A 13329-nucleotide genomic window follows, 5' to 3' on the forward strand; every position below is an offset into this window, starting at 1 on the left:
GGCCAGCGCTGCGCTCAGCGGAATCACCTCGTCCAGCGGCGGCAGCCACAGCTCGGGTGCACGGGGGCCGTAGCGCGCGAGCTGGTCGCCGATGGTGGCGATCAACTTGCGTGACGGCGCGATCGGCTCGTCGTGACCGTTCTTGGCGATCACCGTGGTCTGGTCGGGCTCCACGCGACCCGCGGTGAACAGCTTCGGCTCGGGAACCGAGTGCACCACAAGCGTTTTCGGCGCCCGAGGCGGATCGTAGATGCCGTCGACGTAGGTACTGCGGAATCGAATCGGCGCAGCGCCAGGCGCGGGCACCAGGAAGCCAACGCCCTTGTGCTCCTTGCCCGCTTCGATGTGATACGCGTCCTCCACGCCGATGATCGACCTGGACACGGCGGGGCTGGCCACCTTCAGACCGATCCGGTAGGAGGTGTTCTTGTCGATGTCCTTGATCTTCCCCACGTCCAATGTCTGCGATGCGAAAAGGATGTGGATCCGGAACGAACGACCCTTGCGGGCGACGTAGTCGAACAACTCCGCGTACTCAGGGTGATCGGACAGCATCAACGTGAACTCGTCGGCGACGACGAACAGCGTCGGGATCGGCGGCAGGTCATGTCCGGCGGCGATCGCGTTCTCGTATTCGGTCACCGAGTTGAATGCGCTGCCCTGCACCTTGCGGCCGGCCTCACGCAGCATCATTTCGCGGCGCGCGACTTCGCCGCGCAGCGTGTCGGCGAAGCGGTCGGCCAGCGACTTCTTCTCGGCCATATTCGAGATCACCGCGACGACCTGAGGGAAGTTGCGGAAAATGTCGGCGCCGGCCTCACCCTTGAAGTCCGCGTAGATCACGATCAGCCGCTCGGCGGAGTGAGTGGTCAACAGCGACAACAGAATCGACATCAAGGTCTGCGATTTTCCGGCACCGGTCATACCGATCATCAAGCCGTGCGGCCCCATCCCGCCTTCGGCTTCGTCTTTGAGGTCGAAGATCAACGGCTCGCCGGTGGCGGTGACGCCGATCGGAACCCGCAACTCGTCGTCGCGGTGCCGCGGTGCCCACATGGTCGGCACGTCGAGCCGCGAGGCGTCCGGGATGCCCAGCAGCGTCGTGAACGTTGCGCCACGGGTGGCCGTCGACTGCAGGCCGCTGTGCGTCGGGTTGGAGTCCCACCGGGACAGCCGGCGCCCCAGGTGCGCCGCGTCGTCGACGCCGAGCTGGTCGGCGCTGTCGATGTAGCGCTGCCAGCCACCGGGCTGCCAGCGGTCGATCGCGCCCTCGGCGATTCGCAGGATGGGCCGCTCGGGATCCGAGTACTGCTCCCGGTGCGGCGCGGTGGTCGATCGGTGTACGACGGTGACTCCGGCGCGCCCGATAGCCAGGGGCGAGGCGCTTAGGTCGAAGTCCGGGTCGTCGACGATGATCAGCAAGTGCCGCAACGCATCCCCTGGTCCGCCGGCGAATACCGGACGGTCGGACAGCGCGGTCCCCAGCAGCGTGGTCAGCTCTTCGGGCTTGGCGGACAGGTAGCGGGCCGGACCCACACCGTCGGCTTCGGCCGGGATGTCCACGTGTGGTAACCACTTCACCCAGGACCATTCCGGAGACTCGAGATCCGGGGTAGCCACCGCGATGCCGAGAACGGTCGGGTCATGCCATGTCACCGCCTGAGCGACCCAGGAACGCAGCGCAGCGCGCACCTCGTCGGCGTCGCCGAGCACGGTAACCCGGGACACCTTGGTCAGATCGATACCGGTCGGCACATCGCGAACGGTGCGCTGAGTGTCCAACAGGCTGCGTAATGCGCTGTGCGACACCGGTTCCAGATCGACCTCGTCAGCAATGTCGTTGACGCGCAGCGCGGTGTCCAACGTGGCCGAGTGCACGCCGGCACGCACCACCAGGAAGTCGCCATCCTGCGGGTCGCGCTCCCACTGCCGTCGCGACCCGGGGATGGCGGCCAGTTCCGCCGGTTCCGGGTGCGACCATTCGGCTGCGGCGCGCTGCGCGGAGGCTTGGGCCCGGACGTTGTCCCGGACTACCGACAGGTAGCGGAGGTAGTCGGCGCGCTCCGCGTCCACTTCCTCAGTGCGCGACTTGTTGTCGCCCCCACGGAAAAACGCCGTGGCAGCCAGCAGCAACACAAAGGGAAAGAACAACGTCTGCGGAGAGATGAGTCGCATACCGGTCGCGACCATCGCGACGATCATCCCGACAATCAACAGCACGATCACCACCGGCAGCGCCCGGCGCAGCAGCGACGGCGGAATCACCCGCGGCAATTCCGGCGGTGCTTCGATACTGATGCTGCCCTTTCGGGTGACCGGCGAGGGCAGCCGGCGGCGTGCCTCGAAAATCAAGCGGCTCATCGGTTTTGCCCTTCGGCTGAGGTGCGACCGGGTCGCGAGTCTGGGGCCAGGCCATCGTGCGCGAGCAGTGCATCAGCTCGCGACAGCGTCGGTCCGGGCGCATACAACGACAAGACGGACCAGGGAATCGGAGTCGCCGGCTGACTCAAGCCCAGTGCCTCAGCGGTTTTCGCATTTCCGGTGATGCCGCCCTGCGCGGCTTCGTTGTCGATGCCGTACCGGACACCGGTGTCGGAGATCCAGAACAGCGACCCGGCAACCGGTGACGCGGCGTTGTGCCCGACGGTCTGAGCGAAGTACCCGGTGCCAGGCGCCATCGCGACCCGGCTGGCGGTGCCACCTGCACCGGCTCCGACCAGATCCTCGGTGTGCACCGCATCCGGAATCGGCAGCGCCGAACCGGCAAGCAACGTCAACGAATTGGTGCTGGCACCGGCCGGCTTACTCCAGTGTGCGCAGGTGACCGGATCATGCGCCGCGTCGAGCAGGCTGATCCGCTGCTCGGGGTAGCGGCTGGTATCCAACTGCCGCGACACCGGAAGCTTGGCGATTTTGTCGGCGCCCAGCGACGGCGGCTGATCCAGCCCGTAGGAGTTGGCGTTCCGCAGGATCGCGGCCAGCACCGGGGAGATCTGCTGCAGACCGTCGGGCAGCACCGCGTAATAGATCAGGCCGTTAGCCGAATTGCTCTCCAGGCCATGGGATTCGACCACTGCCCCGATTGGTGCGGGCACCGGGAATCGTGCGGGGCCGCCGGCATCGGGGATCACCGGAGCGGCCAGCGGCGGCGACTCGGGGATGGCGTTGAACAGGCCGCCGGCGATGGACCGCGGCGCGGGGATATCGGTACCCAAGCCCAGGGCGCTGGTCACCGCATGGTCGGCGAGGTCGATCCGGCTGCGCCGGCCGTCCCACAGCAGCCAGGCGCCGGTGGGGTTGCTGACCAACACCGCCTTCCCTGCCTGGACCGCGGCCGCCCGGGCGCCGGTGCTGTCGGGAGCGCCGGCAATCACCGTGACACCGGCCGCGGTACCACTGGCGGAATCACACACCGTCCAGTCGGCGTCCTTGCGGGTGCTCTGCACCATACGCTCAGGCGCACCCGGGATACCGATCAGGTTGCCGAGCGGAAACTTGTCCAGCTCACTGCTTTTCACCATGGTGGGGTTGGCCGGCTTGCCCGCGATCAGCCGGGCCGACGCCAGGTTCAACACCGGGTGCAGCTGATCGCCCACTCGCACGTAGATCGCGGCGGTGGACCGGTCGGCCAGCACCGGGTTGTTTGCCGCCGACCCGTTCGGCCGAATCAGCGAGAACACAAAGCAACCGACCAACCCGGTAATCAGTACGACAACGCCCATCAATACCGCGCGGGTCTGGGTGCGCAGCGGGTCGACCAGCATGCGCGTGTCGTGCAAGGCTACGCCAGAAGCTATGCGGCGCATCACAAATCGCCAGCCGGTGACCTGGTGGCGGGTGACGAAACCGCGCCGGTAGACAACTTTCTCGGGGTTGTCGTTGACGGGAGTGCGCGATGCGAAGGAACGCCGATCGTCGGGCGACTCAGCATTTGTCATCGTGCGCCACTCCTCCTCATCGCTTCGTCCCCCGCAAGCGGGAGGCGCCCCCACTGCATCGTCGCCGTCGCGGTCACGCCGGCATCTCCAGGCGCAGGCCTTCCAGCAGCGGCGGCACGGTGTTGGCGAGATCGGCGGCGGTGATCGTCATGAGCTCCTCGTCGGTGAAGTCACCGGTTTGCGCGTGTTCGGAGTGGTCCAACCGGAATTCCCTTTCCTCTTCTGACTTTTCGACGACGTTACGGACAAATCGACCGTTACCCGCGATGTCGAGCCCGCGACGTTCGACACCGGCCGAATCGGCCTTCGTCGTGCTGGCCAGATGGGCGAACAGTGCTTCCAGATCGTCGAGCGCCGGCTGTTCGAACGCGCTGTCACGGCGGGTGGCCATGAAGTTGGCGATCTCGATCAGCTCGGCCGGCTGGTAGGACGGGAAGTCGATGGTGCGGGTGAACCGGGACCGCAGACCTTGGTTGGTGTCCAAGAACCGATCCAGGTCGGCGCGATAACCCGCGATGATCACCACCAGGCGGTCACGGTCGTTTTCCATCCGGGCCAGCAAGGTGTCGATGGCCACCAGCCCGAAGTCGTTCTTGGCCCCGGTGGCAACCAGGGCGTAGGCCTCGTCGAGGAACAGCACGCCGTCCAGCGCGCTGTCAATGATCGCGTTGGTCTTGGCTTCGGTCTCCCCGATGTGCTGACCGATCAAATCGGCGCGGTGCACCTCTTTGATGTTCTCTTTCTTCAGAAGACCAAGGCCGCAATAGATTTTCGCCACCACACGGGCAATCGTCGTCTTGCCGGTTCCCGGCGGCCCGGTGAACACCAGGTGGTGGGTGCGCTGAGCCACTTCGAGCCCGCGTTCCTTTCGCACCAGTTCCATTGCCACCGCGCTCTTGAGTCGCGCGACCTGGTCCTTGACCTTCTCCAGACCAATGAACTCGTCGAGCTCTCGCTCGGCCTCGGACAGCAGTGCCGCCTTGCGCTCTTGTGCTCCGGGGTCGACGAAATCGCCTGGCTTGGGCTCGGTTTCAGGGTCCCACGGGTCGATGCGCGCGTCGATGCGGTCGGCGCTGGTGGGCACAATCCCGAAGCTGGAATCCGTCAGCGCCTCTTCGACGTGAGCGTTTTCCGGGTTGGCGGCATACAGGTCTTGCAGCACCTCGCGGGCGGTGTCCTCATCGCCCTCGGCGCGCAGTGACAGCCCCCTGGCTAACGCCCCGTCGACCGCGGCAACCGCGACCGGGCCGTCCGGCTCCTCGAGGTAGGACAGCGCGGCAGCAAACATACCCAGCCGCGCCAGCGAAATGCCCAACGCCACCTTGACGGCATGCGCGAAGTGCTCCTCGAGGCCCCGGTCGTTGACAATCGGCGACAGCAACTTGACCACATCCGCCCAGCGCTCGGCGCGGTAATGAATGGTCGACGAAACCCATCGGGCTTCCCGCGAGCTGGGTCGACGCCGACTGACATCGCTGACCAGTTGGTGCGCTGCGGAAAACCGCCCATCGCCGGCCAGCGCCGACGCGTAGGCAAGGTGGAAATCGTCTGGCTCGGTCGCGCGGAACCGGAGGTATAGGCCGGTGTCGTACTGGAAGCCCAGCGCGCCCGGCGTCAGCTCGACCTGGCGCTGCAGCACTCCAGTCGTCGCCACGTTGTGCGAAATCGCTTCCAGCACAGGCAGCGATGTATCGCCGGCGGCGGCCAGCCCAACCCATGCATCGGCCTGGTCGTGGGCTATGCGGACCAGGCCGGTGAATCCCGAGCGGGCGGCAGCCAGATCGGCGGGACGTGTCCGGTCATAGATAGTCAGCCCAAGCGCGCGGCAGCAGGTCGCGAATCGACTCGTTACGTCGTCATCCACCCGGGCGGTTGTCGGCCGGATGGCGACACTACCGGTGTCAGCGATTTCCACGCCTCAGTCTCCCCTTCGGAGGTAGTGTTGCCTAAGCTAACTTCGGCGAAGTTAGCATTGCATAAGCTGGGTGTCGAGACGCATGTATTCGCTGGATACGTGGCCTCGGTCGCCGGGCCGCAAAAAGCCCTGACGGTGCACGTCAATCCACCCCAGGGCGACTCCGGAAAGCGTTCTTGGCGCGGCGGGACGACTACGTCCCGACGCTCCGCCGTCCTGTGCCTTAATGAAAATGAGTGTCATTAGCTGGGAACATTACGCCATCGGGTTCTCATTTTTTGACCGCCCTGACCAAAGTGTTGCGGGCGATCATCGGCCCGGCCGCGATATCCGGTCCGGGCACTGGGCGGCCCACATCGCGTAGGTAATCCGCCAACGGCGTCGCGACCGCGGTCCAACCGTGTTCGTCGAACCATTGCTGGGCCGGGTCGTGCCGTTCGTTGTAGATCAGCTGAAAGAACAACCGGTCGTCCCCCTCGGCCCGAGCCGCGCGCTCGTCGGCGACGGCAGCCCGGAACGCTTCTTCGGGCAGCGCCGCGCTTTCTTCTACGGCGACGTGACTTCCCGAGCTGGCCAGCGCGTCGACCCTGGTGAACAGCTGCTCCCGTGCAGCGGCGGGCAGATAGACCAGTAGACCTTCAGCGATCCACGCCGAAGGTTCGGCAACATCGAAACCGCTTTTCCGCAACGCCTGCGGCCAATCGTCACGGAGGTCGCCGGGAACCTCGCGGCGCTCGGCGTTGGTTTTGGCGGCCCGCTCGGTCAGCACCTGACGCTTGAAATCGAGCACCTGGGGGCGGTCCAGTTCGAAGATCGTTGTCGCGTCGGGCCAGGTAAGCCGGTACGCGCGGGAGTCCAGCCCAGCGGCCAAGATGACCACCTGTCGTACGCCGGCGTCGGCGGTCCGACGAAAGTAGTCGTCGAAGTATCTGGTGCGGGCGCCCTGATAATTGACGAAATGCCGCCCCCAGTCAGGGGATTCCAGCGGATGGCCGGGCAGCTTGCCGTCGAGCACGTCGGCCGAGGGTCCGCCCACGGTCCGACAGAACACCTCGGCGAACGAGTCGACAGCCAGTGGATCGGGCTTGTTCGCTTCCAATGCTCGAGCGGTGGCCACCAGTAATGCCGTGGCGCCGACACTCGTGGTGATGTCCCAGTCATCAGTATCAGTACGCACGTCACCCGACCCTACGCCCGCTCAACAGCGCGTTAACGTCGCCAGTTCCAGTCACGTCGGCATTCAATACGACGTCGTGTCGTAGAACAAGACCCCGACCCGGTAGGGGGTATTGCCGGTGTTACACCAACGGCCGGCCGGCTTTGATCCGGCGGTCCAGATCCCACAGCAGCAGATTGAACGGGAACTGCCGGACAAATCGCGGCATCGCGTTGTTGACCGTACGAAGCACGGCGATCAGCCGGTCGAAGCGCCGCTGCGTAGCGGCATCCCAGGAGAAGCGCATCTCGTCGCGAAAGCGTTGCGGCAGAAAGCCTGCGGTGAGCAGCAGACCGAGCTTCTCCGGCTGCCGGCGGATAGATTCGGGTAGCGGCAGCGCCTTTATCCGGCCGACGGCGATCGGGTACAGGTAGTTACGAACGGCGTCGTCGATGTGGACCTTGTCGAGCTGCTCGTGCCAGTAGCGATCGAACGCTGCCCGGTCGGCCGGCCACATCTCCGGCGGCACCTGCAACGTGGAGCCGAGGACCACGGCTTCCCGATAGTGACGGTCGGCGTCATCCTCGTCCATCTCGCCGATGAACATGCGGTAGAAGTCCACTCCACCCTTGTAAAGGCAAGCGGCCACCCACAATTGCAAGTCGAGATCGAAGGCGTTGTATTGCACGGGGCTGTCCGGAGTCGAATACACCTGGGCGTGAGCGCGGTTCACCGCCTTCCGGAACGCCGCCTTCTGGGCGTCGTTACCCGACATGGCGACCGCGAGATAGGTGAACGTCGTGCGCGCCCGCTTGATCGGGTGCAGATCGATGCGGCCGCTCTCGACGCGGCTCTCCATCACGCCGTAACCGACACCTGGCCGGGCCAGCTGCATGATCACATTGGCCGGGCCGAGCAGCAACGCCATTCCCATCAACGTGTCGTCGAGCTGGGGCGTCCGCCGCGACCGACGTCCGCTGATGGGCGGTTCGCTCACCGCGCGCTCGACATGCCGGATTGGTTCGCTGACCGTCATCGCACACCTGCCCGCTAATTGTGAGAACGCTTGTTTCCTGATATTGCAGGGCGCCGCGACTGGTGTCAAGATGGGGTTCATGGCCACTGCCCCGACGACAAGCGCGCGGCCATACCGCGGCGTCGAGGCCGCCGACCGCCTGGCGGGCCGCCGGGCCAGCTTGTTGGAGGCCGGCCTCGATCTTCTCGGGGCCGATCAGCACGACGTCGCGGAGTTGACCGTCCGCGGCGTCTGTCGGCAGGCCGGCGTGGCCGCCCGCTACTTCTACGAAAGCTTCACCGACAAGGACGAATTCGTCGCAGCGGTCTTCGACTGGGTGATCGCCGAGCTGGCCACCACCACACAGGCGGCCGTCGCCGCGGCACCGCCGGAAGAGCAGACCCGCGCCGGCATGGCCAACATCGTCCGCACCATCGGTGGCGATCCCCGCGTCGGGCGCCTGCTGTTCAGCGCGCAACTGGCGAATGCGGTGCTGGTGCGCAAGAGGGCCGAATCCAGCGCGCTGTTCGCGATGCTGTCCGGCCGTCACGTCGAGAACGCGCTGCGGGTGCCGGAAAACGACCGCATCAAGGCCGCGGCGCATTTTGTGGTCGGCGGGGTGGCGCAGACGATCGGCGCGTGGCTGGCCGGCGATGTGCGACTCGACCCGGACCAGCTTGTCGACCAGTTGGCGTCGCTCCTCGATGAGCTCGCCGACCCGAGCCTGTACCGCGACTGATCGACTAGTGGGCGGCGGGAATGCGGCGGTCGGCCGACGTCTTGGGCACGGCCTGTGTGTCACTTGCGGTGAATTCTTTGATCCAGCAAGCGAACTCGAGCGTGATCCCGTCGGGATCCTGGAAATAGAACGACCGTACGTAGACACCGGGGTGCAGGGTGGCCGCGACCTGCCGCTCGCTCTCGTCATGGTTGAGCACCGGCCCGACCCGCACGCCTTTGTCTTTGAGCCGCTGCCGGTAGGCGTCGAACTTCTCGGCCGGGACATGGAACGCCAGGTGGTTCATCGTGCTCACCGCGCTGGTGATGTCGCCGATACCCGGGATGGCGGCGGGAGACGACAGGCCCGGCACCCGGTCCGGCGCATCGGCGAACCAGAAGAACGCGACGCAGTCGCCGTTGCCGGCGTCGAAGAAGAAGTGCTGTCCGGCCCCGCCGGGCAGGTCCAGCGACTTGATCAATGGCATGCCGAGGACGTTGCTGTAAAAATCCACGGTGCGGGCCATGTCCGAGCACACCAGCGCGACATGGTTGATGCCGCCGAGCTCGAACTCGGAATTGCGGTTGTACGGCTTGATCATCCCCGGGCTCCCGTCCGTCGGTATCGCGCTTGGCTGGTTCCGTGGCGGAGATCTGAATCTGAACCTAACATCAGATTCAGGTCTATTCCAGAGAAGCGCCATTCCCGGGATGGAGGGGATGCCGTGGTCACGACAAAGGGAGGCCCGTCGGTGTCTACCATGTCCGACCAGTCGACCCGTCGTGCGCTTCCCACCGACCGCGGCCGTCGAACGCAAGCCGCCATCGACACCGCCGCCCGGACCGTCATCACCCGGAAGGGCTTCCTGGCCACCACCATCGCCGACATCGCCACCGAAGCCGGGCGTTCAACGGCGTCGTTCTACAACTACTACGACTCCAAAGAGGCAATGGTCCGCGAGTGGGCGCTGCGGTTCCGCGACGAAGTCGGCGAGCGGGCGAAGCCGGTTACCCGGCACGGCTTGTCGACACACGAACGGGTACATCAGGCCGCGGCAGCGCACTGGCACACCTACAAACATCTGCTGGCAGAGATGATCAGCGTGTCACAGCTGGCGATGGTGAACGATGACTTCGCTCAGTATTGGCTTGAAATATGCGATATTCCAACGTCATTCATCACCGAAATGGTGCGACGGGCCCAATCCGACGGTTACTGCGCAGGCGATGATCCCCAGCTGATCGCCCTCGCGATCGTCGCAATGCTCAACCAGTTCTGCCATCTCCAACTGGCCGGACCTGCGGCGAGCCGGGGCATCGAACCGGACGACGAGGCCTGCATCGCCACGTTGACGAATGTCTTCTATCGAGCCATCTACAGCAAGGAGGGCCGCTGAGTGAGTCGCACCACCGGGACGCCCGGGGTGATCCGAGAATTCATCGGGCTGCCGTCGCCGACCGGCCGGCGGGCCGGCGCGGGCGGGCATCCGTGCCAGGGGCTGTATCACCGCGGCGTCGGGCGCAAACCCAAGGTCGCCGTGATCGCGACCCATTACCAGATCGACTTCTCCGAGCATTACCTCGCCGACTACCTGGCCACCCGTGGAATCGGATTTCTCGGATGGAACACTCGGTTTCGCGGTTTTGAAAGCAGCTTCCTGCTCGACCATGCGCTGGTCGACATCGGTGTTGGCGTTCGCTGGCTGCGCGAGACACAAGCGGTGGAAACGATTGTGCTGCTGGGCAATTCCGGCGGCGGCTCCTTGATGGCCGCCTACCAGGCGCAGGCCGCCGATCCGCATGTGACGCCGATGGCCGGCATGCGGCCCGCGGCTGGTCTGACCGATCTGCTGCCGGCCGACGGCTACGTTGCCAGTGCAGCGCACCCGGGCCGCCCAGACGTGCTGACCGCCTGGATGGACGGCGCCGTGGTCGACGAAAACGATCCCATCGCCACCGATCCCGACCTGGATCTGTTCGACGAGCGCAATGGGCCGCCGTATACGCCGGCGTTCCTGACCCGCTACCGCGCAGCGCAGGTCGCACGCAACAACGCAATCACCGATTGGGTCGAAACTGAATTGAAACGTGTTCGGGGCGCCGGGTTTTCGGACCGCCCGTTCAGCGTGATGCGAACGTGGGCCGATCCGCGGATGGTCGACCCGATGATCGAACCGACGCACCGCCAGCCGAACATGTGTTACAACGGCCTCCCCGTCAAAGCCAACCGGTCCGCACACGGCATCGCGGCGGCCTGCACGCTGCGCAGCTGGCTGGCAATGTGGAGTTTGCGAACGGCTCAGACCAGGGCCGAGCCCCATCTCGCCCGAATCACCTGCCCCGCCTTGGTGATCAACGCCGAAGCGGACACCGGCGTGTTCCCCTCGGACGCCCAGCGCATCTACGACGCGCTGGCCACTACCGACAAATCCCAGTGCTCGATCAACACCGACCACTACTTCACCACGCCGGGTGCGCGCAGCGAGCAGGCTGACACCATCGCCAAATGGGTTGCCAAGCGGTGGCGCTGAGGGTCCTCGCCCACTTCGTTCCCGGCCCGAAGGTGTTGGATTTCCTTGCGCCGGAATCCGATTGGCTTGACATCCGCTGGTGCAACGACGATGCGGCGTTCTACTGCGAGTTGCCCAATGCCGAAGTGATCTGGCATGTGCTCCGGCCGCTTTCCGGTGCCGACTTGTCGCGGGCGACCCGCCTGCGGCTGGTGCACAAGTTCGGCGCCGGCGTCAACACCATCGACGTCGACACCGCCACCAGACGTGGTGTCGCCGTGGCCAATATGCCCGGCGCCAACGCGCAGTCGGTGGCCGAGGGAACGGTGCTGCTGATGTTGGCCGCCCTGCGTCGCCTACCCGTGCTCGATCGCGCGATCCGCGACGGCCGCGGCTGGCCGTCCGATCCGCAACTGGGCGAGACGGTGCGCGACATCGGCGCCTGCACCGTCGGGCTGGTCGGCTACGGCAACATCGCCAAGCGGGTCGCGGGCATCGTGGCCGCGATGGGCGCCACGGTGCTGCACACCAGCACCGGCGACGACGGGCTACCCGGTTGGCGCCCGCTGCCGGAGCTACTGGCGGCCAGCGACATCGTCTCGCTGCACTTGCCGTTGTCTGCGGACACCGACGGGCTGCTGGGCGAGGCCGCGCTGGCCCGGATGAAACGCGACGCGATATTGGTCAACACCTCGCGGGGGGCGATCGTCGACGAGGACGCCCTGGCCGATGCGCTACGCAAGGGTCGGCTGGCTGCGGCCGGCTTGGACGTCTTCGGCGTCGAACCGGTACCGCTGGATAACCCGCTGCTCGGGCTGGACAACGTTGTGCTCACCCCGCACGTCACCTGGTACACCGTCGACACCATGCGGCGCTATCTGCTCGAAGCCGTCGCCAACTGCCGGCGGCTGCGGGACGGCCAGCAGCTGGCCCATGTGGTCAACCAACCCACCGGTTATTAGATTGGGGGTCGGGCTGTCACCGGCCCCGGGACCCAAGGAAGGCGACCAATGCCGATCGCAATCAATCCTGAACACCAAGACCTGGCCGATTCGGTGCGATCCCTGGTGGCGCGGGTAGCGCCGTCAGAGGTCTTGCACGCTGCGCTGGAAACACCGATCGACAACCCTCCGCCGTATTGGCGGGCAGCCGCCGACCAAGGCCTGCAGGGCGTGCACTTGGCCGAATCCGTTGGCGGGCAAGGCTTCGGCATCCTCGAACTCGCCGTCGTCCTTGCCGAATTCGGCTACGGCGCGGTGCCTGGCCCGTTCGTGCCGTCGGCGATCGCCAGCGCACTGATCTCAGCCCACGACCCGGACGCCAAAGTGCTCGCCGAGCTGGCTTCTGGTGCGGCCATCGGCACCTACGCGCTGGAACCCGGCCTGACGGCGACAAGGCAGGGCGACTCGCTGGTGATCCGCGGTGAAGTCCGCGCGGTGCCGGCCGCAGGCGAAGCGTCGCTGCTGGTGTTGCCGGTGGCGATCGACAGCGGCGAAGAGTGGGTGGTGTTGCGCGCCGACCAGCTCGAGATCGAACCGGTCAGAAGCGTCGACCCGTTGCGGCCCATCGCCCATGTGCGGGCCAACGCCATCGAGGTCGCAGACGACGTCGCCCTGAGCAACCTCAGCGTGATGGCCGCGAAGGCGCTGATCTCCACGCTGCTGTCGGCCGAGGCGGTGGGCGTCGCGCGATGGGCTACCGACACCGCGTCGGAGTACGCCAAGATCCGCGAGCAGTTCGGCCGGCCGATTGGCCAATTCCAGGCCGTCAAGCACAAGTGCGCCGAGATGATCGCCGACACCGAACGCGCCACGGCTGCCGTCTGGGATGCGGCCCGCGCCGTCGACGAAGCCCGCGGGAACGGCTGGGACACCAAAGGTTCCGCGGTCGAGTTCGCCGCGGCGGTGGCGGCGACGCTGGCACCGGCGGCCGCTCAACGCTGCACCCAGGACTGCATTCAGGTGCACGGCGGCATCGGGTTCACCTGGGAGCACGACGCAGGCGTCTACTACCGGCGTGCGATCGTGCTCGCGGCGTGCTTCGGCCGCGCGGCGGACTACCCGCAGCGGGTCGTCGAC

General features: G+C 66.1%; 11 protein-coding genes. 5 read left to right on the plus strand and 6 right to left on the minus strand.

All coding sequences use genetic code 11. The features are described from left to right. The 5 genes from eccCa to WAO18_RS01420 all read right to left on the minus strand — a co-directional run. On the minus strand, positions 1-2361 hold a 2361-nt coding region (gene eccCa, locus WAO18_RS01400), incomplete at its 3' end, for a type VII secretion protein EccCa (RefSeq protein ID WP_422203253.1). Further along, positions 2358-3938: a type VII secretion protein EccB gene (gene eccB, locus WAO18_RS01405; protein WP_422203255.1), complete on the minus strand. Its 1581-nt coding sequence runs from the start codon at positions 3936-3938 to the stop codon at positions 2358-2360. The genes eccB and eccCa, both read right to left, overlap by 4 nt. Before the next feature lie 73 nt (positions 3939-4011). After that, complete coding sequence (eccA, locus tag WAO18_RS01410; RefSeq protein ID WP_422203257.1) at positions 4012-5853, minus strand: type VII secretion AAA-ATPase EccA; 1842 nt, start codon at positions 5851-5853, stop codon at positions 4012-4014. Positions 5854-6124: 271 nt separating this feature from the next. Beyond that, positions 6125-7030, minus strand: coding sequence for a class I SAM-dependent methyltransferase (locus WAO18_RS01415; RefSeq protein WP_422203258.1), 906 nt, complete (start codon positions 7028-7030; stop codon positions 6125-6127). A gap of 121 nt (positions 7031-7151) precedes the next feature. Next, positions 7152-8045 carry an oxygenase MpaB family protein gene (locus WAO18_RS01420; RefSeq protein WP_422203259.1) on the minus strand — a complete coding sequence of 298 codons (894 nt, stop codon included), beginning with the start codon at positions 8043-8045 and terminating at the stop codon, positions 7152-7154. A 79-nt stretch (positions 8046-8124) separates the two neighbouring features. On the opposite strand from WAO18_RS01420, the gene WAO18_RS01425 reads away from it, so the two are divergent. Continuing rightward, positions 8125-8763: a TetR/AcrR family transcriptional regulator gene (locus tag WAO18_RS01425; RefSeq protein WP_422203261.1), complete on the plus strand. Its 639-nt coding sequence runs from the start codon at positions 8125-8127 to the stop codon at positions 8761-8763. A 4-nt stretch (positions 8764-8767) separates the two neighbouring features. Here WAO18_RS01425 and WAO18_RS01430 read toward each other — a convergent pair whose 3' ends face one another. Beyond that, positions 8768-9343 carry a VOC family protein gene (locus WAO18_RS01430; protein ID WP_422203262.1) on the minus strand — a complete coding sequence of 192 codons (576 nt, stop codon included), beginning with the start codon at positions 9341-9343 and terminating at the stop codon, positions 8768-8770. Between the two features lie 159 nt (positions 9344-9502). On the opposite strand from WAO18_RS01430, the gene WAO18_RS01435 reads away from it, so the two are divergent. From WAO18_RS01435 to WAO18_RS01450, 4 genes are all read left to right on the plus strand, one after another. Further along, positions 9503-10138, plus strand: a complete 636-nt coding sequence (locus WAO18_RS01435; RefSeq protein ID WP_422203267.1) for a TetR/AcrR family transcriptional regulator — start codon at positions 9503-9505, stop codon at positions 10136-10138. Beyond that, the gene (locus WAO18_RS01440; protein WP_422203263.1) at positions 10139-11272 is read left to right on the plus strand and encodes an alpha/beta hydrolase; all 1134 of its coding nucleotides are present in this window, start codon (positions 10139-10141) and stop codon (positions 11270-11272) included. Beyond that, complete coding sequence (locus WAO18_RS01445) at positions 11248-12213, plus strand: 2-hydroxyacid dehydrogenase (protein WP_422203265.1); 966 nt, start codon at positions 11248-11250, stop codon at positions 12211-12213. Before WAO18_RS01440 ends, WAO18_RS01445 begins: the two co-directional genes overlap by 25 nt. A 48-nt stretch (positions 12214-12261) precedes the next feature. Beyond that, a partial coding sequence (locus WAO18_RS01450) for an acyl-CoA dehydrogenase family protein (RefSeq protein ID WP_422203266.1) occupies positions 12262-13329 on the plus strand: 1068 nt, incomplete at its 3' end.

The organism is Mycobacterium sp. (genome assembly GCF_049278535.1).
Lineage (GTDB): Bacteria > Actinomycetota > Actinomycetes > Mycobacteriales > Mycobacteriaceae > Mycobacterium.

Bases quoted from the DNA above. Each gene is read 5' to 3' on its own strand.
- eccB (WP_422203255.1), bottom strand. From the start codon at position 3,938: ATGACAAATGCTGAGTCGCCCGACGATCGGCGTTCCTTCGCATCGCGC.
- WAO18_RS01420 (WP_422203259.1), bottom strand. From the start codon at position 8,045: ATGACGGTCAGCGAACCAATCCGGCATGTCGAGCGCGCGGTGAGCGAA.
- WAO18_RS01425 (WP_422203261.1), top strand. From the start codon at position 8,125: ATGGCCACTGCCCCGACGACAAGCGCGCGGCCATACCGCGGCGTCGAG.
- WAO18_RS01430 (WP_422203262.1), bottom strand. From the start codon at position 9,343: ATGATCAAGCCGTACAACCGCAATTCCGAGTTCGAGCTCGGCGGCATC.
- WAO18_RS01435 (WP_422203267.1), top strand. From the start codon at position 9,503: ATGTCCGACCAGTCGACCCGTCGTGCGCTTCCCACCGACCGCGGCCGT.
- WAO18_RS01445 (WP_422203265.1), top strand. From the start codon at position 11,248: ATGGGTTGCCAAGCGGTGGCGCTGAGGGTCCTCGCCCACTTCGTTCCC.